At 45.3% G+C, this 25,080-nt stretch carries 27 protein-coding genes and 1 pseudogene; 6 read left to right on the top strand and 22 right to left on the bottom strand.

The features are described 5' to 3' along the window. The first annotated feature begins 301 nt into the window (after positions 1-301). Positions 302-1,249 carry a hypothetical protein gene (locus OH463_RS09370; RefSeq protein WP_269991100.1) on the top strand — a complete coding sequence of 316 codons (948 nt, stop codon included), beginning with the start codon at positions 302-304 and terminating at the stop codon, positions 1,247-1,249. 130 nt (positions 1,250-1,379) lie between these two features. Here the strand turns inward: OH463_RS09370 and OH463_RS09365 are convergent, their stop codons facing one another. The 4 genes and pseudogenes from OH463_RS09365 to OH463_RS09350 form a co-directional block, all read right to left on the bottom strand. Next, positions 1,380-1,859 (bottom strand): carboxypeptidase-like regulatory domain-containing protein, encoded by a 480-nt coding sequence (locus OH463_RS09365; RefSeq protein ID WP_269991098.1) that lies wholly within the window; start codon positions 1,857-1,859, stop codon positions 1,380-1,382. 33 nt (positions 1,860-1,892) lie between these two features. Then, a pseudogene (locus OH463_RS09360) lies at positions 1,893-1,985 on the bottom strand (ADP-ribose pyrophosphatase); the annotation flags it as partial. Positions 1,986-2,044: 59 nt separating this feature from the next. Then, complete coding sequence (locus tag OH463_RS09355; protein WP_005451639.1) at positions 2,045-2,299, bottom strand: nicotinamide mononucleotide transporter; 255 nt, start codon at positions 2,297-2,299, stop codon at positions 2,045-2,047. A gap of 104 nt (positions 2,300-2,403) precedes the next feature. Then, entirely contained in the window at positions 2,404-2,886 is a 483-nt protein-coding gene (locus OH463_RS09350; RefSeq protein ID WP_049537204.1) for a tetratricopeptide repeat protein, read from the bottom strand. A 175-nt stretch (positions 2,887-3,061) separates the two neighbouring features. On the opposite strand from OH463_RS09350, the gene OH463_RS09345 reads away from it, so the two are divergent. Continuing rightward, complete coding sequence (locus OH463_RS09345) at positions 3,062-3,676, top strand: 3'-5' exonuclease (RefSeq protein WP_009696754.1); 615 nt, start codon at positions 3,062-3,064, stop codon at positions 3,674-3,676. Positions 3,677-3,760: 84 nt separating this feature from the next. On the opposite strand, the gene OH463_RS09340 is transcribed toward OH463_RS09345, so the two are convergent. Both OH463_RS09340 and OH463_RS09335 read right to left on the bottom strand, forming a co-directional pair. Next, positions 3,761-3,991 carry a hypothetical protein gene (locus OH463_RS09340; RefSeq protein WP_009696755.1) on the bottom strand — a complete coding sequence of 77 codons (231 nt, stop codon included), beginning with the start codon at positions 3,989-3,991 and terminating at the stop codon, positions 3,761-3,763. 151 nt (positions 3,992-4,142) lie between these two features. Beyond that, positions 4,143-4,481, bottom strand: a complete 339-nt coding sequence (locus OH463_RS09335) for a winged helix-turn-helix transcriptional regulator (protein WP_069688218.1) — start codon at positions 4,479-4,481, stop codon at positions 4,143-4,145. A gap of 187 nt (positions 4,482-4,668) precedes the next feature. Here OH463_RS09335 and OH463_RS09330 point away from each other — a divergent pair, with 187 nt between their 5' ends. Beyond that, positions 4,669-5,109, top strand: a complete 441-nt coding sequence (locus tag OH463_RS09330) for a YybH family protein (protein ID WP_053050303.1) — start codon at positions 4,669-4,671, stop codon at positions 5,107-5,109. 2 nt (positions 5,110-5,111) lie between these two features. On the opposite strand, the gene OH463_RS09325 is transcribed toward OH463_RS09330, so the two are convergent. Further along, positions 5,112-5,531 carry a PaaI family thioesterase gene (locus OH463_RS09325; RefSeq protein ID WP_269991092.1) on the bottom strand — a complete coding sequence of 140 codons (420 nt, stop codon included), beginning with the start codon at positions 5,529-5,531 and terminating at the stop codon, positions 5,112-5,114. A 294-nt stretch (positions 5,532-5,825) separates the two neighbouring features. Here OH463_RS09325 and OH463_RS09320 point away from each other — a divergent pair, with 294 nt between their 5' ends. Further along, positions 5,826-7,586, top strand: coding sequence for an ABC transporter ATP-binding protein/permease (locus OH463_RS09320; protein ID WP_009696758.1), 1,761 nt, complete (start codon positions 5,826-5,828; stop codon positions 7,584-7,586). Between the two features lie 440 nt (positions 7,587-8,026). Here OH463_RS09320 and OH463_RS09315 read toward each other — a convergent pair whose 3' ends face one another. From OH463_RS09315 to OH463_RS09300, 4 genes are all read right to left on the bottom strand, one after another. Continuing rightward, positions 8,027-9,439 (bottom strand): coniferyl aldehyde dehydrogenase, encoded by a 1,413-nt coding sequence (locus tag OH463_RS09315; protein WP_269991090.1) that lies wholly within the window; start codon positions 9,437-9,439, stop codon positions 8,027-8,029. A 128-nt stretch (positions 9,440-9,567) separates the two neighbouring features. Next, the gene (locus OH463_RS09310) at positions 9,568-9,978 is read right to left on the bottom strand and encodes a GNAT family N-acetyltransferase (protein ID WP_005451623.1); all 411 of its coding nucleotides are present in this window, start codon (positions 9,976-9,978) and stop codon (positions 9,568-9,570) included. A 3-nt stretch (positions 9,979-9,981) separates the two neighbouring features. Continuing rightward, positions 9,982-10,536 (bottom strand): GNAT family N-acetyltransferase, encoded by a 555-nt coding sequence (locus OH463_RS09305; protein ID WP_005451622.1) that lies wholly within the window; start codon positions 10,534-10,536, stop codon positions 9,982-9,984. Positions 10,537-10,549: 13 nt separating this feature from the next. After that, a complete protein-coding gene (locus OH463_RS09300) occupies positions 10,550-11,002 on the bottom strand; it encodes an NUDIX hydrolase (protein WP_005451621.1) in 453 nt (150 codons plus the stop codon). A gap of 150 nt (positions 11,003-11,152) precedes the next feature. Between OH463_RS09300 and OH463_RS09295 the strand changes: the two genes are divergently transcribed. Then, positions 11,153-12,052 carry a DMT family transporter gene (locus tag OH463_RS09295; RefSeq protein ID WP_005451620.1) on the top strand — a complete coding sequence of 300 codons (900 nt, stop codon included), beginning with the start codon at positions 11,153-11,155 and terminating at the stop codon, positions 12,050-12,052. An 85-nt stretch (positions 12,053-12,137) separates the two neighbouring features. Here OH463_RS09295 and OH463_RS09290 read toward each other — a convergent pair whose 3' ends face one another. After that, a complete protein-coding gene (locus tag OH463_RS09290; RefSeq protein WP_005451619.1) occupies positions 12,138-12,452 on the bottom strand; it encodes a DMT family transporter in 315 nt (104 codons plus the stop codon). 632 nt (positions 12,453-13,084) lie between these two features. Here OH463_RS09290 and OH463_RS09285 point away from each other — a divergent pair. Next, positions 13,085-14,449 carry an endonuclease/exonuclease/phosphatase family protein gene (locus tag OH463_RS09285; protein WP_009696185.1) on the top strand — a complete coding sequence of 455 codons (1,365 nt, stop codon included), beginning with the start codon at positions 13,085-13,087 and terminating at the stop codon, positions 14,447-14,449. Positions 14,450-14,519: 70 nt separating this feature from the next. On the opposite strand, the gene OH463_RS09280 is transcribed toward OH463_RS09285, so the two are convergent. The 10 genes from OH463_RS09280 to OH463_RS09235 form a co-directional block, all read right to left on the bottom strand. Further along, on the bottom strand, positions 14,520-15,059 hold the full coding sequence (locus OH463_RS09280) for a phosphatase PAP2 family protein (RefSeq protein ID WP_269991087.1): 540 nt from the start codon (positions 15,057-15,059) through the stop codon (positions 14,520-14,522). Between the two features lie 184 nt (positions 15,060-15,243). Continuing rightward, entirely contained in the window at positions 15,244-16,338 is a 1,095-nt protein-coding gene (locus OH463_RS09275; protein ID WP_269991085.1) for an NADH:flavin oxidoreductase, read from the bottom strand. A 547-nt stretch (positions 16,339-16,885) separates the two neighbouring features. Beyond that, on the bottom strand, positions 16,886-17,758 hold the full coding sequence (cyoE, locus tag OH463_RS09270) for a heme o synthase (RefSeq protein WP_269991084.1): 873 nt from the start codon (positions 17,756-17,758) through the stop codon (positions 16,886-16,888). Positions 17,759-17,766: 8 nt separating this feature from the next. Next, complete coding sequence (gene cyoD, locus OH463_RS09265) at positions 17,767-18,078, bottom strand: cytochrome o ubiquinol oxidase subunit IV (protein WP_005443825.1); 312 nt, start codon at positions 18,076-18,078, stop codon at positions 17,767-17,769. Continuing rightward, on the bottom strand, positions 18,078-18,677 hold the full coding sequence (gene cyoC, locus OH463_RS09260; protein WP_005451611.1) for a cytochrome o ubiquinol oxidase subunit III: 600 nt from the start codon (positions 18,675-18,677) through the stop codon (positions 18,078-18,080). Before cyoC ends, cyoD begins: the two co-directional genes overlap by 1 nt. Then, positions 18,667-20,703 carry a cytochrome o ubiquinol oxidase subunit I gene (cyoB, locus tag OH463_RS09255; RefSeq protein WP_199436852.1) on the bottom strand — a complete coding sequence of 679 codons (2,037 nt, stop codon included), beginning with the start codon at positions 20,701-20,703 and terminating at the stop codon, positions 18,667-18,669. Before cyoB ends, cyoC begins: the two co-directional genes overlap by 11 nt. 5 nt (positions 20,704-20,708) lie before the next feature. Beyond that, the gene (cyoA, locus tag OH463_RS09250) at positions 20,709-21,590 is read right to left on the bottom strand and encodes a ubiquinol oxidase subunit II (RefSeq protein ID WP_078609229.1); all 882 of its coding nucleotides are present in this window, start codon (positions 21,588-21,590) and stop codon (positions 20,709-20,711) included. Between the two features lie 629 nt (positions 21,591-22,219). Continuing rightward, a complete protein-coding gene (locus tag OH463_RS09245; protein WP_269991083.1) occupies positions 22,220-22,978 on the bottom strand; it encodes an SDR family oxidoreductase in 759 nt (252 codons plus the stop codon). A 59-nt stretch (positions 22,979-23,037) separates the two neighbouring features. Beyond that, a complete protein-coding gene (gene mmsB / locus OH463_RS09240) occupies positions 23,038-23,943 on the bottom strand; it encodes a 3-hydroxyisobutyrate dehydrogenase (protein WP_269991081.1) in 906 nt (301 codons plus the stop codon). 11 nt (positions 23,944-23,954) lie between these two features. Then, positions 23,955-25,079 (bottom strand): enoyl-CoA hydratase/isomerase family protein, encoded by a 1,125-nt coding sequence (locus OH463_RS09235; protein WP_269991079.1) that lies wholly within the window; start codon positions 25,077-25,079, stop codon positions 23,955-23,957. Position 25,080: the final 1 nt, after the last annotated feature.

Raw genomic sequence — 25,080 nt, 5'->3', positions numbered from 1 at the left:
GCATGCTGATATTGGCGATACAGCAATGTAGGCAAGTCACTTCACCACATTGTTTCTGGTTTCAAAATACCCCCTCTTTTTATGGTCTTTGAGCGTTTTCATTGGCTTTTTCTTTGAATCAATCTCAAACAAATAAATTTAAATGATAATTATTATCATATTTATACTTACTTTATAAAACCCTACTGATAAGCTCAGCTTTGCTTCTCGATACTGAAATTGAGGGCGCTTACATCGGTCGAGTTAAACCTCTCTTCCGATTGAAAAATTAATAAAAACCATAAATAACAGGCTATTAACTATGAACATTAAAAGAAGCTTCGCCGGTCTGGCAATTTTCGCTGCATTTAACGCTACGGCTTACGAACACTATTCTGTGTTTGAAGATTACATTGACCAGGGTCTGGTCACTGCAAACCAATCTCGCTTAACACAAATAGCAAAGTCTAACCAAGGGCAACTAACCGTAGCTGGCGCGTACTCATACGATCAGCTAGGACGAGTAACACAGCGCGACTACGCAGACAGTACATTTGACTACGCCTATAACGATGCAGGCTTTTTGGAATCTGCGCGTGCGCTAATGAAGCACGGCTCAATCAACAGTTACGTTAGACACACCAAAGAAAACTTCATCTCTCAATACAGCTATAACGAACTCGGTCAAGTTGATATTGAGAATAAGCAAGTCTTTCAGGATGAGGCTGCCGATCTTAACGGTACACCTATCGCGACATATCGAATTCAATATACGTATGGTGCTAATGGCAAACTTCTTCAACGCCGCCAAGTACCGCAGTCTGGCGACGATATGTCTGTTCGCGAATTTCATTACTCCTACCATGAAGATGGTAAGTTAAGAAAAATCCGTGAGGTTAAGCTCTCGACACCAAAGGAAAAGAGTACCCTCTTACTGCAATACTACCCGAATGGCGAAATCAAAAAAGCAACTCAGAAGTTGTTCGGCAAAGGCACCAAAACCTTTGAAATGGAGTATGTGGATGATGGTTCATTGGTTTATGGTGTTTACTATGTAGATCCAGTGAAAGAGTGGAAAGTAGACTTAGATTTCTTTGGTCTTGCCTTCCATCCAATCAAATCAATGAAACAAACCGCTGGCGATGCAGTCAGCACATACCGCTATCAATACCAGAACAGCGACGGTGATACTCTGCCAGATGTGGCACTGCTAGAGGTCACACTGCCAAGCTTTAGCCAAACTATTCAGTACAATATGACGAATAGATAACGCTAAACCCTTCTCGAAGATATTCTCGTATCAGACTATCAAGGAAGACCGCGCTTCTGGTTTTCCTTGTTTGAAATCAATTGATAAGGCAGATAAGCTAGCTCTGAAGCTAACTTTGGAGATAAGGGAGTTATAAATCCTCTCGATGTATTTTTCCGTCATATCCTCGAAGGCGGCATATTCCAAAAACCGAGTGCTCGCGACCGTTTGGTACAACTCGGTTTTTAAAGTGATATTCATAAGAAGAGTCATCTAGATCGCACTCTAGATTCTCCAAATTATCAATAACATAATCATGGATATCCAAGCCAGTATGTGAAGACCACATTAAAATTTGATTGTTATTTATATTTGCAGTGATCTGAATTCCAATTAAATTTGTGTTGATTGACAGCGGCTTAAACCATTGACGGTGAATGATTGATTCAAAATGAAACCTACCGTCTTTGTCTGTCATAGTAGTTCTTTCATAATACTGACTAAAACCCGCAAGCAGGGTCACTTCGATATTATCAATTGGCTCCCCGTATTTTAAAACAGTACCTGATATAGGAGGGCTAACTACTAGCTTATAGGGTTTAAAATAACTAAACACGTCACTATAACTCATAATAAAAAACAAAAAGTGCAACTGTTATTGTGCGTTTGCACCATGAGAACCAATTCTCTCACCAAGCATTATTTTTCCGTCACGAAGGATAATGGTCGCGGCACCAACTCTTACTTCTTTATTCACATTACATCCTTCAAAAGCGCTACTTTTTCACTCTACCTCAGTGTAGTTTTGGTAAACGACTACACCTCAACGCCGTTAGTTCTTTGCTCTGGCTTCGACCACTTGATGATGGCGCGTAGGTTCATAGAGAAGAAGATGATATTGGCGATTATCATTGCCACGCTGCCTGTGAGATACCCGACTGCAACCCAACTGGTGTTTCCACACATCATTAAGATGAAACCAATTTTGTTCTTGTTTCCGATTTGCCAAATGGCAAGAAACGTAAGTACCATCGCAACCCAGTCGATCCCATAGTACTGAAAGTATTCCATTGTCCTCTCCATGGATGTAACACTTTAATGATAAAAACAACAAGGCGAAAATGCCGCGCGTAGTGAATCTTTTTTGAATATTTGATGATTACTAAAACCAAAAGCTACCAAGTTTTATCGAGATCTCGAGCGTACAAAGAAATGGCTCGCTGATACTCTTTAATTGCATCGCTGTTGGTGGTGGACACTAAGAGTTCGAGTAACAATGATGTGGCTTCTTTATATCGACCCACATTGTAAAGGCACATTGCATAAAAAGGCTGAACTTCGATCGCATTAGGGTATTCATCCAACGTTTGTTCAAAATAGCTTAATGCTTCCGAATACTCGCCAAGGCTTCGGTAGGTACTCGCTAAGCCGAACAACGCATCAAATCTTTCTACCGAAGAGAGTGTTCCTGAAAGTGCAGACAAGTAATGACCGATTGCTTCTTGCTCTTTGCCTTCATTGTCGTACGACCAAGCGATTTGTAAGTGCGCTTTTGCGGCAAAATGTTCATCGTCTAGTAGTGTTGTAAGTAATGCTCTCGACGCTTGATACTTAGCTTCTTTTCGCAGCTCAATTGCTTGTTTGATGATCGTTTCCATAATTTCCCTCGAAGCTAAAAGCGCTCGTTTAAAGAGCGCGCAATCGCAATGTCTTTGTTGGAATGAATCAAGAATAGTAAATAACCTAACTCACACAGTCTACCCATCATAACCTTTCTTTTTGTATCCGTTTCGTTGATACTCTTGCCCCTTATCGTTCAGTTGGAAAACTTTCATGCCCCAAGCTAACTCTGTTGTCGTACTCGACTTTGAAACCACTGGTCTCTCTCCGAATATGGGTGACCGCGCCATTGAAATCGGTGCAGTAAAATTAGTCGACGGTGAGGTTGTCGATAGTTTTCAGCAACTGATGAACCCAGGCTTTAGAGTCAGTTCTTTCATCGAGGGCTACACTGGCATTACCAATAACATGTTGCGCACCGCACCAAGCTGCGATGAAGTGATGGCATCATTCAGCGAGTTCATTGCCGGTGAAAACCTTATCGCCCACAACGCATCTTTTGATAAGCGCTTCCTCGATGCGGAGCTTGAACGAATCAACTGTGGTTACTCAGGCGAGTTTGCATGCTCATTGCTAGTGGCAAGACGTTTAATTCAAGATGCTCCTTCTCATAAACTCGGAGAACTAGTTCGCTTCAAAAACATCGATAATGACGGCGTTTTTCACCGAGCGTTAGCCGATGCACAGATGACAGCAAAACTCTGGATTGAAATGGTCGAGGGCTTGGAGCAATCCGGCATTCACAATCCAAGCTTTAAGTTTATGCAAACCGTGAGTAAAACAGCGAAAGGGAAAGTCGATCTGCTACTCGCGAAAAACCGCGCTTAGATCTCGCGACTATGATGTTTGTTCTCAAGCATCATAGTAAAGGTAAATAATCTATGGTTGTTTATGATTAGAAATACCTAATCGTTAAGAGTCGCGCTCGTTTTTCATCATAAAACCTTGATACAGAGCTCCGAGCTTAGCATTCAGCTCCTCATTATTTTTTGCAGATACAGTACCTACCAAAGTCGCGCCGCTTGCCGTACCTATTGTTACATCAAAGTTTTCATTATCAGTACTTTCGACAAAGACATAGTTGTCGTTCTCTCTGTCGTAGAAAGAAGCAAAATTATCGTCAATAGATGTATTAAATTTCATAAATCAACCCGTCAAAACCGTAATGATTGTGACTCTTTTTTAAGGTCGGTAATACAGGTATATGTTAATTCTCAGTCTCATTCCACAATCAGATGCAATCAACATATCTATTAGTTTCTACATAAGGGTTCTAAGGGGTTAGATACGTAACCTACTCGGCATCCCAGTCATCAACTTTTTGGACTATGATGTCGACAACACTAGCAAACTCTTTGCCTTTTGGGGTTAAACCGTAATTCACAGTCACAGGGATAGTGTCTTCTTGTTTTCGCCAAACAAACCCATATTCGCACAGTAACTTCAAGCGTTCGGTGAGCACCTTGCTTGAAACCAGCGCCAATTGCTTGCGAATTTGACCGAATCGCATCTCTTCTTGTTGCCCGAGCAACCAAACGATGTGAGCGGTCCACTTAGTCGATATCAATGTTAAGTATTTATCCACGCTGCAATAGCCAACAGGCTGTACTTGATGATTTACTTTTGACGACATCGCCCTTCCCTAATCCGTTTTTTACCGCCAGTGTAATCAAACACTACACCTCAGACCATTAGTTACCTGAGAGTAACTAGTTACTTTTAGGAAGCTAATTTTAATTCGTAACTGACCGTTCTATCTTGAATTGGCAATTAGGCAAAGGGACGAAAGCTGCCTGAGCCAATAATTAGAGGATTACGTTATGCGATATATTTTTCTGTTTATTTCTTTTGTCTCACTTGGTTTACATGCGGAGACGCTCTATCCGAAGCCACAAACACCATCAGAGTTACATGCATTATTTGGTCAATACTTTGCGGATAAAGATTTGGAGGGATTAGGAACACTTTTCCATCAAGATGCGGTATTTATTTTGGATAAAGAAGGCAATCAAGCCAAAGGGCAAGAAGCGATCAAACGCGTATTGGAAGGTTTTATGAAAGGCGATGTCACCATGCATACAAAGCGTGTTTCCATCCACATTAATGAAGACATTGCCATGGTGCGTTCAGATTGGGAAATAATGAACACTTCGCAAGGTGCAACTCAGACAAAAAACGCGATACAAGGAACGGCATTGGAAGTCATGCATTATGTAGATGGAGGTTGGGTTTATGTTATCGATAATCCCAATGGTTTTTGAGGTCAATATTCGGCGTCGACAACATGCTGCATGAACTTCGCTTCTGCTTTTGAGTAACATTGTTCCCTCACATAGATTTCGCTTTGTAGTAGAAACATTCCTCGTTTGCTCTTTACGCAATGCGCCTCAACGCGAATGATGGCATTAAGGGGAACCGGTTTGATAAAGCGAACCTCGAGCTTTGCTGTCATCGCACATATCTCTTGAGCAAAAAGGCAGTGGGTCATAGCCGTGTCATGCAAAGCGCAGATTGCTCCGCCTTGCATGACACCTTGATATCCCTGAACTTTCTCTGTTGGTACGATTTCGCACTGCACGCCGCCATTCGGCATCTGGGAAAACTGAACAGTATCGTTGGCGTTGAAAAATGGCAGGCAACACACTGCACACTGCTGGTGGTTTTTGGGGTTGTGGTGTGACATAAAATCCTTCTGTATCTGAGACGTCTCTGAACTTAAGCTGCTTTAATAAGAGCGTTCACGAATCATGCATCTAACTCAACATTCAAAGGCGAGAGGCGCTTATTCATTGGTAATGGGATATGAACTGTAGCCCTCATTATTAGCATATGCCAATAACAAATAGTGAGAAATTAGGTTCCATGAGACTGTGTTCTTTCTAACGAATGAACCATGACTCGAATCAGACGCGCCACTGGTCACGTCTCAAAAAGTCGCTTACTATGCCAAGTACCTATAAAGCTTTGTGAGCTACTCATGAGCAGTAAAAATAATAAAAACCTTGGCATTCTTCTTAAACTCAACACTTTTATTTCGCCTTATAAATGGCGTGTCGCTGCTGCCCTAGTCGCACTTGTCGCGACAGCAAGCCTAACGTTGTCCGTCGGTTATGGCGTACGTATCTTGATTGACCAAGGCTTTGCTCAGCAATCATTACAAGAGCTAACCAACGCAATTCAGTTTATTGTTGCCGTCACTTTATGTATTGCCGTTGGGACGTTCTTCCGCTTCTACCTGGTTTCTTCGGTTGGAGAACGCGTCAGCGCAGATATTCGCCTTGCGGTGTTTAATCATGTGATTACCCTGCATCCGAGCTATTTTGAGACCAACAGCAGCGGCGACATTATGTCTCGCCTCACGACTGATACGACACTACTTCAGAGCATTATTGGTTCGTCGTTTTCCATGGCGATGCGCAGTGCATTGATGTGCTTTGGTGCGATCATTATGTTGTTCGCTACTAACGTTAAGCTCACTTTGATAGTTTTGGCGTCTGTGCCTTTTGTCTTGGTGCCGATATTAGTTTATGGTCGGCGCGTTCGTGCTTTATCGCGTCAAAGCCAAGACACAATGGCGGATGTGGGCAGCTACGCTGGCGAAGCGATAGAACACATAAAAACGGTGCAAAGCTTTAGCTCAGAGCAGCATGAACGCGCAGCGTTTGCTGTCGAAGTAGAAAAAGCCTACGAGGTTGGCAGACAACGCGTCAAACAGCGCGCAATCTTGATCTCCGGCGTTATTGTGATTGTTTTCAGCGCTATTGCAGGCATGCTTTGGGTAGGTGGCAGTGACGTTATTCATGGCAAGATGTCGGCTGGTGATTTAGCTGCGTTTGTGTTCTATGCCATCATGGTTGCATCCTCTACTGCCACTATTTCTGAAGTGATGGGAGAATTGCAACGAGCCGCTGGTGCAACCGAACGATTGATTGAGATCCTGCAAGTTGAGAGTGATATCAGTGCACCAAGCCATCACCTTACTATTACCGACCGCATGCCTGCAGAAGTCACGTTTGACTCAGTGAACTTCAACTACCCTTCTCGCCCCGATCAGCCAGCTATTAAAGGATTAAATCTCAAAGCAGAACAAGGGAAAGTGTTAGCCTTGGTTGGTCCTTCTGGTGCCGGTAAAACAACGCTGTTTGAGCTGCTACAACGATTTTACGACCCGCAGCAAGGACATGTATTGTTTGGAGGTGAAGATATTCGACAGTTCGATCCTAACGATCTTCGCCGCCAAATGGCATTAGTCCCACAGCAACCCGCATTGTTTAGCCATGATGTATTCCACAATATTCGCTACGGTAATCCGGAAGCCACAGACGAACAAGTGATTGAAGCAGCAAAGAAAGCCCATGCTCATGAATTTATCGAAAAGCTACCTGACGGCTATCATAGTTTTTTAGGTGAGCGTGGCGTAAGGCTATCTGGCGGTCAAAAACAGCGAATTGCCATTGCTCGTGCAATTCTAAAAGATCCGAAAATCCTGCTGCTTGATGAAGCCACCAGCGCACTGGACAGTGAGAGTGAACATCATGTTCAACAAGCGCTTGAAGCCTTGATGAAAGACCGCACTACGTTGATCATCGCACACCGCTTATCGACAATTCAGCACGCAGATAAAATTGCAGTACTCGACGGTGGCGAACTGATTGATATCGGTAATCATCAATCATTGATGCAAAGCTGTGAACTGTATCAACGATTGGTCGCGTTGCAGTTTAAACATCTAGAATAGCAACGGCGTTTAGCGCTAGCGATGTTAACGAAACAAAGAAACTATACCCAAGTGACTTCAAGATGCAGGATTCAGAGCGTTGTCATTGATTCGAGAGCAAGGAAAACAACGCAGTGTAATAGCCAGCTCTTTCCAAGTTGTTTGACGCAGCAATCGGGTCAATGACACGCTCCCAAAGGGCGAGCTGGCTTGGCTTGTATACTTTGTTGCCGATTCTTGATTTAGACCCACTAAACCTTTAAATCGCCGCCGCGTCTACAAACCAAGTCAGTCTCGCTGAACCTAGCATCTCGAGGTTACTTGGGTATAAATATGAAAAAGCGCACCACGACGATATGTTAAGGTGCGCTTATTTGTTTGCCCAGCAGCTAATATGAGTCAGTCATAGACCTCCGGCTCTGCCGCAGAATGTTTTTCTTGAAGTTCCAATATCAATAGCGTTAACGCATAAAGAACTTTTGCAATGCTTTGATCGCCATGCCACGACGTTCCAGCAACATGCCTACACGAGGTAGCCACGTTGGTGTACTCAGGATGGTTTTGGCGTGACTAAAGGTTCTAAACCCTTCCTCGCCATGGTAGTGACCGATACCAGATTCACCAATACCACCAAATGGTGCGTCTTCCGCGCCAACGTGCAAAATCGTGTCGTTCACTCCGACCCCGCCACTGTGAGTGTTACGGGTAATTCGCTCAATAATGCTCTTATCTTCTGACATGATGTAGAGCGCAAGTGGGCGTTGATTCTGGTTGATGTAGCTGATGACCTCTTGGATATCACGGTAAGGCTTGATTGGCATAAGAGGACCAAAGATCTCTTCCTGCATAATGGTCATCTCTTCCGAAACATTGGTGACTAAGTGCGGATATAATCGTCGACCTTCTGCTCTCGTTTCAGGCACGGTATGTAACTCCGCGCCCTTGGCTTTGGCATCTTCCAATACCGCCTTTAATCGGTCGTACTGACGCTGATTGATGATATGAGTAAAACCTTGTTCTTCTTGACCTTTGAGGTACAGCGCTTCAAAGCGTTGTAAGAAGAGTGCGACGAACTCGTTAACCCTTCCCTCTGGTACAAAGGCATAATCTGGCGCAACACAAATTTGTCCGGCATTGATGCATTTACCGAACAAAATCGCATCAACTGCTTTGTTCAAGTTAGCATCATCTGCCACGATAACTGGAGACTTACCACCAAGCTCCAAGGTAATTGGGGTTAAATTCTCCGCTGCAGCACGAGCAACCGCGCGACCAACATTAGTAGAGCCAGTAAACAGTAGGTGATCGAACGATAATTTGCTGAACGCTTGAGCCACTTCGGCTTCACCCTCAACCACCTCGACATCTTCAGGCAATGCTCGACAAATCTCAGAAATCACCTTGTTGGTCATCGGTGTAAATTCGCTGAGTTTCATCATCACTCGGTTACCTGCCGCAAGCGCGGTGACTAATGGCGATAAGCTGAGGATTACTGGGAAGTTCCAAGGCGAGATGATACCCACCACACCAACAGGTTGATATTCAACGGTGACTTTTGACGGGGCAAGTAACAAACCAGAATGACGGCGACTTGGCTTACACCATTTATTAAGGCGTTTTAAGGTGTAATTGATTTGAGCAACCGTCGGCAATACATCCGTCATTGCCGTATCAAATTCAGAGCGGTAACCAAAGTCCTCACTTAAGGCTTCCACCAGCGCTTGCTGGTTATTCAAAATAGTCTGCTTAAGAAGGTTAAGCTTCTGTTTTCTTACCTCTAAACCCGGATAAGGTTCGGCATTGTATGCAGCTTTGAGCTTATCCAATTTTTGTTGCAGCAGTTGACCAACTTCGACGTCGACGATCGCATTCATGATTTTCTCCTTGTGCACCCAATCTAGGGCAATGTCGCACTTATGTATGATTTAAAGTTAACATAAGGGCAACATCCTGACTATTAACGCAATAAGGAAGTTAGAGTTCAAACTCAGATTTGTTTCGGTTAAAGCGCAAGTTTCATCTTGTAGTAAGAGACGTCAGATTTGTAGAAGCGTTCGCCTTCAACGTTCATCCCAAATTTTTCGTAAAAAGCCAGTGCGGATTCTCTCGCATCGCACCAGAAATATTCAACAGGTGAGAACTTAAGACTTTCTAACACATATCGAATCATGGATGAACCAATACCCAACCCTTGATACTCAGGCAAAATAGCAAACTTGCGCAATCGAGCTTGATTGTCATCTCGGTATATCGACGCCACCCCCACCAATACGCTGTCGACGAATGCGCCAAAATGCTCCGCTTCCTCGTCGCCCTCTACTTTGCAATGTTCGATGGGTTTATTTGCCCAAAGTACTTGATGGCGAATTGGCATCGCATCTTGCCAAGTGATTTTATCTATACTGATGTTCATGCGTTACGACTCTCTCAAATGCAATTCATAAATGCCCAAACGCTGACTGGCGTCGAGCATCTCAAAATCATGATCAATGTATTCCTTTAGCGTCGCACCAGCGCGCTCTGCAATTTTGATGCTTGGTATGTTGTCTTCCATGCAATGAAATTGGATCACTTTGGCATTGCCTCTTTCTCGAATCAGTGGCACCAAACTCATCAAGACCAAATCAATTATTTGATGACCCCGACCTTTCTCCGCCAACCAATATCCAATCTCGGTCGCTTTGCTTTGTGTTTCGATGCCTTTGATACCAAGCACACCGACAAACTCTTGATTTAGGTTTATCGCAAACCAATAAGCATCGAGAGCATTGGAATTAATCCGTTGAGAAATATACGCCACCGCTTCTCTACGGTTAGTGACCCAGTCTGTCCAAGGTAGATATTGAGATAAACTCTCCCGACTCTCATTAACCACAGAGAGCAAGGTAGAAGCATGCTTAGTCAGCAAAGGCTCAATGGAAATACGCTCAGTAATTTGTAGTGCCTGATGTTGTTCATAGCCTTGGTACATAGTGATTCCGTAGTTAACTTTGCTTGATCAAAGTGAATGGCGTCAGTTCGCTTTCAACATAGTGTTTCCATACATGCTCGTACAGGTGATGTTGATTGGCAAATGGTACGAGTTGTTTTGCCTCTTCTAACGTGCACCAACGGTAGTCGGTGTGTTCATGATTAAGCGTTACTGTTTGATTTGGTTTGCAGAATAATACAAAACAAGGAATAACCATGATTCGATTCTTGTGCGCTTCATAAAATTGTTCGAGAAAATCTGCAGTATGAAGCTCTACATCTTCAATCTGTGTTTCTTCCTTAAGCTCTCGTACGATCGTTTGCCAGCCAGTTTCCCCCTCTTCGACACCACCAGCGACATGACACCAGTAACCGCCTTTCACTCGTTCTAGTAATAGCATTTTCTTTATGCCGTCGAATTCAGAAATCACCACACCGGACACATGCGTTGCTTGAATAGGAATCATCCACTTTTCCTTTAGAAATTATTGTTTTTTACTCTGAGCAAGACAGTCTACCTCGGTTCAAAAAGAAACGCGGGCTTTATCCCAGCGCACTGATCTTTTTGTGAGTTTAGTGTGCTAAAGTGCGATCTCCCGCAATAAACGAGCAGTAAGATGCCTAACTCACTCAACTCAATGATTCCCATTGGCGTGCGCTTTATGGTGCTGTCCGCGTTTGGTTTTGCACTGATGTCTGCCACGGTCAAGCACGTCAGCTTACACGGCATTCCCGTATTTGAAATCGTAGCCGCTAGGGCGCTGGTTTCGTTAGTGATCAGCTATCTCGATGTAAAACGTAAAGGTATATCCGTTTGGGGTAATAATAAGCCCTTGCTCTTTGCTCGCGGTGCCGTTGGAACCATGGCTCTGATGTGCGTGTACTATTCCGTTACGACTTTGCCACTGGCTGAAGCGACCATTTTTCAGTATATCCACCCTGTTTTTACTGCCTTACTCGCCGTTTTCTTCCTTAAAGAACGTATCCAGTTCTCGACGTTTATTTGTATCGCCCTTTGTTTACTTGGGGTCTACGTCATGGTGCGACCAGAAACTGGTCCAGACGCCGAACATGCCTTACCAATGTTCAGTGTGATGATTGCTATCTTAGGCGCATTTGGCAGCTCTATTGCGTATGTAATCGTACGTAAGCTAAGCCAGACAGAAGACAGCTCTGTCATCATCTTTTACTTCCCATTAGTGGCGCTGCCTGCATCGATTCTTTTGATTGGCGATCAATTCGTCATGCCGGATTTGTATCTAACAATGATGCTTGTTTTGGTTGGTGTGTTTACTCAGATAGGACAACTGGGGTTAACGAAGGCAATGCAAACACAAGAAGCTGGTAAAGCATCGGCTTACTCATATGTACAGATCATTTTTTCTGTTGTGTTAGGTATCGTCTTCTTTGGAGAGCTGCCTGCGGCATGGACATATCTGGGGGGAGCTCTCATCGTGACTGGCGCTTTGATTAATGTCTTTGGACAGCACCTAAAACTGCCATTTATGAAGCGATAATAAGCTCTTTATAAAGGAATCCCTTGGTTTCAAACAACAAAAGCCAGAGCAAGAGTCTGGCTTTTCTTTTGACAGCTGAACTAGATTAAGCGGCGAACTTTAAGCCAGCAATACCAGCAACAATGAGCAGCAAGCTGATGAGCTTGATTAACGTGGCTGGTTCATTAAATAAATAGATGCTGGCAATCGCAGTTCCTATAGCCCCTATTCCGACCCAAACACCGTAGGCAATGCCTAAAGGTAATGTTCTAAGTGCAATACCAAGTAACCAAAAGCTTAACACCATAAACCCGACCGTAAAGGCAGACGGCGCAAGCTTACTAAAGCCTTCCGAGTATTTAAGACCGACCGCCCATGCCACTTCGCATAGCCCCGCGAGAAATAGAATTGCCCAAGCCATTGAGAGATTCCAAATGATTGGGGTCGTCCCCGATAGTGATAAGAGCGGTGAGGTCGTCCTCACTTCTTGTGAATCCACATTATAAATAAAAAGCGCTTACCAACAACATTGAAGTGACTTCACGCAAACGTCGAACCGATTAATAGGAAAAATAAGTTCATTTAATATACCCAAGTAACCTCGAGATGTTGGGTTCAGCGAGAATGACTTGGTTTGTAGACGCGGCGGCGATTTAAAGATCTAGTCATTCTAAATCAAGAATCGGCAACAAAGTATACAAGCCAAGACCCTTACTATTTGCAAAGAGTGCCCTTTGGGAGCGTGTCATTGACCCGATTGCTGCGTCAAACAACTTGGAAAGAGCTAACTATTACACTGCGTTGTTTTCCTTGAGCTCGAATCAATGACAACGCTCTGAATCCTGCATCTTGAAGTCACTTGGGTATAAACACCTTTATTTAACAGTTTGTATATAAACTTCTGCTGTTGAAAGTGATGCATTTATTGCACAAATCACACAAAACCGGAACAAGCATGCAAATTCGCAATCGTTTGTGTGATTCATGTCGCTTACAAAAGCTACTGATAACTTTAGTATTTGCGCGAATCCAATTATAAGGTATGACATACCCATGAAATATATAAAAACACCTCTTGCTCTCCTCATTGGTGCGACCCTACTTACCGGATGCAATGACGATACTGAATATGTGAATGTTCAACCTAAAGAAGTAAAGATCGCCACTTATAACCTCTCTTTTGATCGCTATACTTTCGAAGCTCTTGTTGCAGAAATGCAAGTTGAACCAGCAAAACAAACTCAGCTCGTTACTGCGTACCTTGATAAATCAATTGCTGCGGAAGACAAAGCAATGGCTGAGAAAGTCATTCAGATCCGTAACGTAGCAGCAATCATCCAGAAGAACCGCCCTGATGTTCTGATGATGGCGGAATACAACAACGATGGCACTGGCGAAAACAAAGCCGCGCTAGAGGGCTTCCAGAAAAACTACCTTTCTATCGCACAAAGCCTTGAAGGTGCAGGCGGTAAAGCTGACCTAGAGCCTATCGAGTACCCGTACGCGGAGTCTTACTCGACAAATACTGGCTTAAATAGTGGCTTAGACTTAGATAACGATGGCGTAAAAGGCAAACTACCTGGTGACGCTTGGGGCTTTGGTAACTACCACGGTCAATACGCGTTCGCTTTAATGTCTAAATACAAAATCGACACAGACAACACACGTACTTTCCAAGAGTTTAAATGGAAAGATATGGAAGGCGCTAAGATCCCTACCATCACGCTATGTGATGACCCAAGCAAATTCCCTGAAGGCATGGACTGTGGTGACGATTGGTACACTGCTGAAGAGTGGGAGCAAATTCGTCTGTCTTCTAAAAACCACGTAGACGCACCAATTATCATCCCAACAGAAAAAGGCGATGAAGTTGTTCACCTGCTTATGTCACACCCGACCCCACCAGTGTTTGATACAGGTAAAAACAAAGTACAAAACGGTGCAGAGGTTGAGTTCTGGCATCATTACGTACAGGGTAAAGACTACTTCTACGATGATGCTGGTAAGAAAGGCGGTCTGGCAGAAGGTGCGAAGTTCGTCATGATGGGCGACCAAAACCTTGATCCATTGGATGGTGATGGCTTTAGTGAGATCATGCAAGCATTCCACAATGATCCATTAGTTAACCAAGACGTGATGAATGGCGAGCTTTACCCAACAAGCTTTGGCGCAGCAGAACACGCAGCGGACGGCAGTTCTACTCACCCAATTCCAAATCGCATTACTTCAACATTTGGTCTAGGTGTTGACTACGCTATGCCATCAGCAAACCTAAACGTTGTGGATTCTGGCGTTTACTGGGCTGCATCTTATGAAGAAGGTCGTAAGCTATTCAACGATCCTCGCATTGGTGAGAAAGGGAGCGGTAAGGATGTTTCTTCTGACCACCGCATGATCTGGATTAAAGCTCAGTTCTAATCACGAACGTTTTAGAATTTAGTAACACAAAGCCTCGGTTTATGCCGAGGCTTTTTTATCGGGTCTCAAATTACCAGCGGTAAGTAACTGAAACACCGACATCTTCACTTGTCACCCAAGGCACGAGTTGAACATTCTCATCATAAGCATCTGTAAACACGTAAGCACTCAATGTGCCCAATGCAGCACCAGCTAACACATCTCGCCAATAGTGTTTCTTCGCCTCTACTCTGCCATAGCCGACTAATGTGGCAACACCGTATGCAGGTAAACCTGCTTCCCAACCATAACGCAAATAAAGAGTGGTAGCCGAAGCAAAAGCATTAGCCGTATGGTTAGAAGGAAAACTGTCGTTGCCGCTTTTATCTGGACGCTCAGCATCAATGGTGGTTTTACCAATTAAGCCAATACCAGACGCAGCACCAATACTAAAGCCAGCTTGCCAAAAGCCATCCCAGTCCCCTTTGTATACCGGAACAGCCGCCGCCGTTGCGACCAAGCCATACGCGCCAATATCGGTCAACACGTCCCAATCTTTCTCACTCATGGCATAAGTAGATTGGGCACAAAGAGTGGAGACTACAGCAACCAAACGTACAATTTTCTTCATTAATACAACCAATTAAATTTAAAAGTGCGAGCGAAAATTATCACAGCTCTCGCGATTGTTCGACTGCAAACTGTAACAATTAAAGCGTGAATTGTTTGTGAAAGGAGAATCAATGACTGTACTAAAGGGAACAACCTGAGACATAAAACGGGCAGTTACACACAAGCTGCCCGTTTCGGATGTTTTACTTTCTGCGCTTGTAAACCACGCAGAAGTTGCCGCGCTTGGTGCGACACTTAGAGCAACGTTCACAATCCACTTCGGCGCGGTTACCGTCTTTCCAGCGCTTGATCAATTGTGGCTCTGCCAATAACGGACGAGAAAGCGCGAAGAATTGAATCTTGGTATTTTCAGCCAAGTCTTCGATCGCACAGAAGTCGTTTAAACCACCTACGGTAATTACCGGTACGTCCACATCTTGGCTGATCACTTGACCGTACTCGTGGAAGTAACCTTCTTCTTGTAGCGTGTAACCGTCGAACGATTCACCTACCATGGTGCTTGCGTTGCCATGAATGTTGCCTGATACGATGATCGCATCCACGCCCACTTCTTCTAGCTTCTTACAAACAATGCGCGTTTCATCGAACGTCAAACCACCATCGAAGAATTCCGTTGCTGTCAGTTTTACCAGAATCGGGAAATCATCACCAACTAACTTGCGTGTTTCGGCATAGATTTCCATAAGGAAACGCATGCGGTTCTCAAGGCTGCCGCCGTATTGGTCTTCGCGACGGTTGTAGTATGGGCTCAAAAATTGGTTGATCAGGTACGTGTGCGCCGCGTGGATTTCTACACCATCAAAGCCAGAATCTTGTGCACGCTTGCTCGCTAGCGCAAATGCTTTAACGATGTAGTCGATCTCATCTTGAGTCATCGCTTTGCCTTCCGTTTTGGTGCCGCGCTCTGGCACTTCACTTGGAGCAAAAATCACACGCTCGCCAACGTTGAATGTTGTTTTTGTGCCGCCGTAAGCGATCTGCATGACAATCTTAGCGTCATGTTCGTGGACAAGGTCAGTCAGCTTTTTGTATTCATCGATGAAAGAGTCGTTGTAGATCCCCATCATGCCTGCATTCGGCTTCTCTTCTTCTACGATGTTTGCGTAGCCAGTAACGATCAGACCCACTTCACCTTTGGCAAGTTCTTCATAAATGTCGTAAAGCTTCTCGGTCATGTGACCGTCTTCCGTTGCCATATTTTCCCACGTCGCACTGCGTACAAAGCGGTTCTTTAGTGTCATGTTGCCAATGCGGGCTTCTGAAAACAAAATGCTCAAGTCCAGTCCTCTTAAAATCTGTCTTTTAGTTCTACATACCCAAGTGACTTCAAGATGCAGGATTCAGAGCGTTGTCATTGATTCGAGATCAAGGAAAACAACGCAGCGGAATAGCCTGCTCTTTCCAAGTTGTTTGACACAGAGATCGAATTAATGACACGCTCCCGAAGGGCCCTCTTTGCAAATAGTAAGGGTCTTGACTCGTATACTTTGTTGTCGATTATTGATTTAGAGTAACTAGATCTTCAAATCGCCGCCGCGTCTACGAACCAAGTCATTCTCGCTGAAGCAAGCATCTCGAGGTTACTTGGGTATAGATCACTACCGAGCAGGAACGAAAAAGGAACAGCGATACACAAAGCATGGCTGTTCCTTCTCTGAATTTCTGTTCAGTGCGATGAGCGACGCGAACCTTACCGCCGAAACTGCGGCAAAACTTTAATCTGGATTAAGGTTTGGTGAGATAGATCACCGATTCCGCATTCATTGGTTTTGTTCTCATCACAACTACTGATGGCATCAATCGTTAACTCAGATTTACTTTCCTTTAATGAATAAACGGCAGTGGAATCAACTCTAAGCCAAGCACGCCACTGATGCTCATCACGACCAATAACGACACCTTAAACACTACTTTGGACCATTGGATATAGTTGTTGTAATTCACTTTTTGGAATGTCACCCGCGTCCACATAAAGCACACTGCTGCCGAGACCGCTAAATATTCGTAGCCGGCTTCACCCAGCATAAACAACCCCATAGCAACCACACCAAAAGCAACCACGTACGCCTTCATATGTTGATGCGCTTTGGTAATGCCCTCTTTAACGGGAAGAACAGGAATGCCTGCATCGCGATAATCTTGCATGCGGAACATCGCAATCGCGTAAGAGTGTGGCATCTGCCAGAGGCAAAACATAATGAAGAGTAAAATCGCTTCTAAGCTGATGTAGTTCGTCACCGCAAGGTAGCCCACCAACGGAGGAACCGCGCCAGAAATGCTGCCGACTAAAGTGCCGTAGACCGAATTTCGCTTGTACCACATGGTGTAGAAGAAGACGTAAAACACGTAACCCAAGAGTACAACCACAGCCGAGAGCGGATTCACCAATTGGAACAATAACGCTGTGCCATTAAGCAACAATACCAAAGCGTAAACAAATGCCGCGTCGATGTTGATGTTTCCCATCACCAATTCACGGTTTTGCGTGCGCTTCATTTTTTGGTCGATATCGCGGTCGAAAATGTTGTTCACCACGCATCCTGATGCAATCACAAGCCCGACACCAACTAACGTTGTCAGCAACAACAGAAAGTTAGCGGGTTCTGATTTTGCGGCGAGGAAGAACCCCGCCGCAACAGAAATCAGGTTGCCGAAAATGATGCCCGGTTTAGTAATAGACAAATAACTTTTCAGCATACCCTAGCCTACAACTTCATGTTGACGTTCATGTTGTAAATGATCCAGATCGAGCCAGCGATCAGAATCAACACAACAATGGCGGTAAACATCAGTGACACCACATTCCACTGACCTTCTGACGTTTTCACTTCCATGTGCAGGAAGTACTTAAAGTGCACAAAGATCTGCACAATCGCACAACCAAATAACACGGCATAAGTTGCAGTATCTGGCAGCACTTGCGCCCACACACAATAGAAAGGAATTACGGTCAGGATCAGAGACGCAATAAAGCCTTTTACGTAATCAGAGGCACCTGTATCTAGATGTTGTTCCATTACATAACCCCCAATAAGTAAACGATGGTGAATACACAAATCCAAACGATATCTAGGAAGTGCCAGAACAAGCTCAAGCACTGGAATCGCATCGACATGTTATCGTTCAAGCCTTTGGTTGACAGTTGGTGGTAGCACACGGCTAGCCAGATCAAACCAAAGGTTACGTGCAAACCGTGTGTTCCAACCAAAGTGAAAAACGCCGACAAGAATGCACTTTCTTGTGGACCGTAGCCTTCAACAATCAGGTGATGGAACTCGTACACTTCCATCCCGATAAAGCCAGCGCCGAGTAAGAAGGTCACTTTTAACCAACGTTTTAACCCTGCAACGTCTTTGCGTTTCATCGCAATCATGCCGAAGCCAAACGTGATACTGCTGAATAGTAGCAACATGGTTTCTACAAACACGAAAGGCAGTTCGAAAATGTCTTTACCGGTTGGACCCGCAATAGAGCCGCTTTCTAGTACTGCGTAAGTCGCGAACAAGGTCGCAAACAATACACAGTCACTCATTAGGTAAATCCAGAAACCAAACAGCTTAATGCCAGCAGAATCATGGTGATGATCGTGGTCGTGAACCGCAACATTAGCTTGCATAAGTCACCTCCAGATCGTCTTTCTTATCGTTGTCTTTCACTTCGTTTTTCTTCGCTTCTTCAAGTTGAGCTCGACGCTCCGCTTCAATCGCTTTGATTTCTTCTACTTCAACGTAGTAATCCACGTCGTCGTTGTAGCTGTGTTGGATACACGTCACGATGATGCCAACAAAGCTTGCTGCTGCTAGCCACCAGATGTACCAAATCATCGCGAAGCCAAACACCAACGCCCATGCAGACACATAAATACCTGTTGGAGTGTTCTTCGGCATGTGGATGCGTTCGTATTCCACTTCTTTGGTTGGATCGAATTCGCCACTCTGCTTTTGGTACCAGAACGCGTCTAGCACATCACCTTTTGGTAGGTGCGCAAAGTTGTAGAACGGCGGTGGTGAAGACGTCGCCCACTCAAAGGTACGACCGCCCCACGGGTCACCCGTTAGGTCACGGTTTTGCTCGCGGTCACGAACACTCACGTAGATTTGGATGAACTGACAAGCCACGCCAAGCGCAATCACTGCCGTACCAGCTGCGGCAACTGCCAACAGTGGGAAGTACTCTGGGTTCAGATCTTGGCTTAAACGACGCGTCATACCCATAAAGCCCAGTGCATAAAGCGGTAGGAACGCCATTAGGAAGCCAACAATCCAGAAAATGAATGCACGTTTGCCCCATGTTTCGTTCATGGTGAAACCTGTCGCTTTCGGGAACCAGTAAGTGATTGCCGCGAAACAACCAAATACCACACCACCGATGATTACGTTATGGAAGTGCGCAATCAGGAACACAGAGTTATGCAGAACAAAGTCTGCGCCCGGAACTGCCATTAGTACGCCCGTCATACCACCCACAGAGAAGGTAATCAGGAAGCCAACCGTCCACATCATCGGCGTAGTAAAGCGGATTCGCCCTTTGTACATGGTGAATAGCCAGTTGAAGATCTTCACCCCGGTCGGGATAGAGATGATCATGGTGGCGATGCCGAAGAATGCATTCACATTTGCACCTGAGCCCATGGTGAAGAAGTGATGCAGCCAAACGACGAACGCCAAAATCGTAATTACAATGGTCGCCCATACTAGCGAGGTGTAACCAAACAGCTTCTTGCGTGAGAAGGTTGCCGTTACCTCAGAGAACACACCAAAAATAGGCAAGATCAGGATGTACACTTCTGGGTGACCCCATGCCCAAATCAGGTTGACGTACATCATTACGTTGCCGCCAAGGTCATTGGTGAAGAAGTGCGTACCAATGTAGCGATCCAGTGTCAGTAGCGCGATGGTTACGGTTAGGATTGGGAATGAAATGATGATTAGAATGTTGGCACACAGGGAAGCCCACGTGAACACTGGCATCTTCATCATTGGCATAGACGGCGTACGCATACGCAAAATAGTTGCGAAGAAGTTCACGCCCGTCAGCGTGGTGCCGACACCGGATATTTGCAACGCCCATATCCAATAATCCACCCCAACTCCGGGGCTTGCCTCAATACCAGACAGCGGCGGATACGCCAACCAACCAGTACGACCAAACTCACCCAAGCCAAGAGACATGTTAGTGAGGATCACACCCACAACAAAAAGCCAGAAACTCAGGTTGTTTAGGTAAGGAAATGCCACATCGCGCGCACCAATTTGCAGAGGTACGATGATGTTCATCAAACCAATCACCAACGGCATCGCCACGAAGAAAATCATGATTACGCCATGGGCAGTAAAGATTTGATCGTAGTGATGTGGTGGTAAATAACCGCTCTCGCCTGCCGCAGAAAGCAGTTGTTGGCTACGCATCATGACCGCATCTGCAAAGCCACGAATCAACATCACCATTGCCACGGCGATGTACATAAAGCCTAGTTTTTTGTGGTCTACCGAAGTAAACCATTCATTCCATAAGTATTGCCACTTACCCGCTTTGGTTATCGCCGCAACGACAGCCAAACCAACGATCGCGATCACCGCTAGAGTGACGACAATAATCGGCTCGTGATAAGGGATTGATTCAAGTGTTAATCTTCCAAACATTGCGATTATCCTAGGTTTTCCGGCAAACAGTTCATTGAACCCGGATGCTGGGTCACGACGTCGGTGAACAAAAATGGTGGAATACTAGAGAACATCTTCACAGGCTCCGCCACCGTTGGTGATGCAAGCGCACGGAATTGCTCCCAGTCTTCGATTCGATCAGGGCTGGCTTTCACTTGCTGCACCCAATTCAGGAATGCTGTGCGATCTTCCATTGCTGCTGCGGTAAATTTCATCTGCGAGAAACCCTTACCGCTGTAGTTAGAAGCAAAGCCTTTGTAATCCCCTGTGTGGTTCGCAATCAGATTTAACTTGGTCACCATGCCTGGCATCGCGTAAATCTGAGTACCGAGACGCGGGATAAAGAACGCGTTCATGATGTTGTCTGAGGTCAGTTTGAACTGAACCGGAACATCTTTCGGAAACGCCACGTAGTTCACTGTCGCAATGTTCTCTTCTGGGTAGATGAATAGCCATTTCCAATCGAGTGACACCACCTCAATGGTGATGGGTTTGACGTCACTTGCGATGGGCTTGGACGGCTCTAACTCGTGAGTAGAACGCCAAGTGATGGTTGCCAGAATCGCGATGATGATGATTGGAATCGTCCACACCACCACTTCAATCTTGGTCGAGTGCGCCCACTCTGGAGCGTATTCCTCGCCAGTGTTCGACTCTCGGTAGCGGTAAGCAAAATAGATTGTCATTAAAATCACGGGGATCACGACAATCAGCATCAGTAAAAGCGCTGTAATGATCAGTTCTTTTTCCTGAACGCCAATACTACCTTTCGGGTCAAGTAGAGCAGAGTTACACCCTGAAAGCATAAGAATGGTTCCTGCCAAACTTATCCTCGCTAAGATGCGTTTGTATCTTGAAGCTTCCATTAACTTTCTCGATGGTTAGCCAACAACAGAGCAAGCCCTGCGATTGGTTGTCTTGGTCATTAGAATATTTTTGTGTTGAGCTTGTGCAGCAATGGACTTCTTGGTGGGAGGTATCAAGTTGCTTGATGGTTAAAACCACACTCACAACGTGAGTTTATTGTTACACTTTGAAATACATTGTTACATTCGAGCGCATTATGCGGAGGGAAAGAGGAAAGCTCATTAGCCACAGATGGAAACTAACGTTCCATTTATGAAAGCTAATATTGATAAAGGAATAGCAAAACAGGTGCACAATATTAACGTACTACAACGTATATCCTTTTCTTTACAGTAACTTAAACAACGCAAACGAGAAGAGTAATCAGTTGTGTATTCGGCGAGAGAGTGTGAGCTACATTAGAAAGTACGAATTAAGTAAAGCGTGACCAGTATCATAGTTATGAATTCACATACTATTTACATGGCATTTCTGTAGCAAATGATTACTCAGGCAATCCAATTTGCCAGATTAATACCAAGTGCTTTTTAAGAGTGATATTTGGTTCAATTGTTAATCGAATGAACTCACTAAAACGAAACGAGCGCTACTTAACTAGCGCTCGCTACCAGAAACCAATGGCTCAATGCTACATTCTCATCCCGCCATCCACTTCGAGCACTCGCCCTGTGAAGTAGTCGTTTTCAAGAATGTATTTCACGGCATGAGCAATCTCACTCGTCTCCCCCATCCTACCGACGGGTATCATCTTTTGCAGTCGGTCTATGGCTTCTGGCTTCATTTGATCTGCCATTGCCGTTTTGACGACACCGGGCGCAATAGCCGCAGAGCGAATGCCATATCTGGCGAGCTCTCTTGCCCATGTTCTTGCCATGGTTGCGACGGCAGCTTTCGATGCAGAGTAATTGGTTTGCCCAATATTGCCCGCTCTCGCCACGCTAGAGATGTTAATGATGGCGCCCTTCGAGCCACTCTCGATCATTTTGACTGCCGCTTCTCGACCACACAAGAAGGTGCCCGTGACGTTGACGTTCATCACTAGGTTGAACTGCTCAAGCGACATCTTGGTGATCTCGCCATCTTTGGCTTTGACTAACAACCCATCTCGCAAGACGCCAGCGTTATTAACTAAGCCATTTAGCTGCCCAAAGTCTTGAAGAATCTCATTAAAGGTATCCTCCACTTCAGATTCATTGGTGACATCAAGTCGATAGATCAATGCTTTAGCACTGAGCATGCGGCATTGTTCTTGGGTATTCAGCAGTCCCGTTTCGTTAACGTCAAGCAATGCTAAATCCGCGCCCGCTTGAGCAAGGCTGACCGCCATCATCTGCCCTAACCCTTGCCCCGCACCTGTGATTGCAATGACACTGTTTTTTAAATCCATATCTGTACTCCATTACTGGATGACTTCCATGTTTAAACGCCTGATAGGGAATCTCTCTTTTAGCCCTTTTGGTTCTTATAGAATTCAAACAAGCTAGAGAAATCGAGTTCTGCATGACCTGCCGCGTTATGGAATGCATAAAGGTTACGGGCCAAAGAGCCCATCGGAACCGAAGAGTTGGTTTGCAGCGCCGCATCCAAGCCCAAGCCAAGATCTTTTAGCATCAACTTGCTCATAAAGCCGGGATTGTATTGATTACTCGCTGGCGCAGAGTCCATCACGCCGGGGCATGGGTTATAGAGCTCCAACGCCCAGTTTCGACCAGAGCTTTGCAGCATGATATTGGATAAGACTTTCGGGTCGAGACCATGGTCAATACCGAGATTGAGCGCCTCGCAGGTTCCCGACATCAAAATGCCCAACATCAGGTTATTGCAGATTTTTGCCATCTGACCGTCGCCCGCTTTACCAGCGTGGAATACGTTCTTGCCCATGTATTGCAAGATCGCATTGGCTTTGGAGAACGCCTCATCCGAGCCACCAACAATAAAGGTCAGCGTTGCTGATTTTGCGCCTGCTACACCCCCAGAGACGGGAGAATCGACAAACAATAATCGTTTGTTCTGCGCTTCGTTCGCCACCAAGCGTGCGGAATCTGGATCGATGGTCGAACAGTCAATCAGCAATGCGTTGTCCTGCACAATATTGAGCAGACCGACACCACCGTGCAAATCCCCCAAGTACACCGCGCGCACGTGTGCACCTGCTGGTAGCATGGTGATGATGGTTCCCGCGCCATCTACGGCTTCTTCTAACGTGCTAGCAACCACCGCGCCAAACGGTTCAAGTTGCTTCGCCGCATTCACATCCACATCGAACACTTGCACGTGAAACCCTGACGCCAATAGGTTTTGTGCCATTGGACTGCCCATGTTGCCCAAGCCAATAAATGCAATGGTACTCATATTGTTTCTCCTTATTTTCCTAACTGTGCAAGTGGATGTTCCTCTTCTGACCAAAGAGAAGTGAACAAGGTATCGATGACGCTCTCATCGACTTCACTGACGCTGTTAAACATCCATTTTGGGTTGCTATCTTTATCTACTAATCGAGAGCGCACGCCCTCTTCAAACTCACCGAGTAATGCGCTACGAACTGACAAGGTTAGCTCTAGACGGAAACAATCCGCCAACGATAAACGGTGGTACTCTTTGACTTGCCTAAAACAGATATGTGCGGTGATTGGACTGCCCGCAACAAACGATTTTTTAGCGACTTCAAGCCATTGAGTCTCGCCTTCCATTGCTTGAATACGTTGGGCAATCTGATTTAAGTCATAGCCTTTGCACGCTTCTTTAATTTGGTCGAGATAAGGGCAAATCTGAGTTGTCGGCTTACTGTCGATGACTTGCTCTTCCATCAATTGAAGTAAAGCACTGACGAGCGATTTGGCATCGGCAGAGCCCCAGTCGACTTGTTTCAGCTCTTCTAACAGTTCCGGATATTGCTCTTCCAGAAGCAACCATTCTGCCAAACCGATAGTGACAGCGTCACTTGAATTCACCATTGCACCGGTTAACCCAAGGAACAAACCTACCTCTGGGTCGATTTGGCTTAAGAACCAAGTGCCACCCACGTCCGGATAAAGCCCGATATTGATCTCTGGCATCGCAAGACGAGATTTAGGGGTGACGACTCTATGGCTGGTGCCCATAAACAAGCCCATGCCGCCGCCCATCACAATGCCCTCTCCCCAACCAATGATTGGCTTTTGGTAGGTATGAATCAGGTAGTCGCATTCGTACTCAAGCGAGAAGTAGTTAGAACAGAACTCGGCAGTCTCCTCTTTGCTTTTTTCGTGCATGACGTGGTACATGGTTCGTACATCGCCCCCTGCACAAAACGCTTTTTCACCCGCTCCATTGAGGATGACACACACCAAATCAGGGTCATCTTGCCATTCGATAAGTTGGTCGTTGAGCTCTGCCAACATGTCGTAAGTCAACGCATTCAAAGAAGCCGTGTTGTCTAACGTCGCGATACCAATTCGGTGCACGCCGTCTAAGCAATCTATTTCGCTAATGGTTACTTTCCCTGTCATG

The sequence above is a fragment of the Vibrio sp. NFR genome, from assembly GCF_027587095.1.
Lineage (GTDB): Bacteria > Pseudomonadota > Gammaproteobacteria > Enterobacterales > Vibrionaceae > Vibrio > Vibrio harveyi.
Note: the sequence above shows the minus strand (reverse complement) of the source record. Positions and strands in the feature narration are given on the sequence as shown.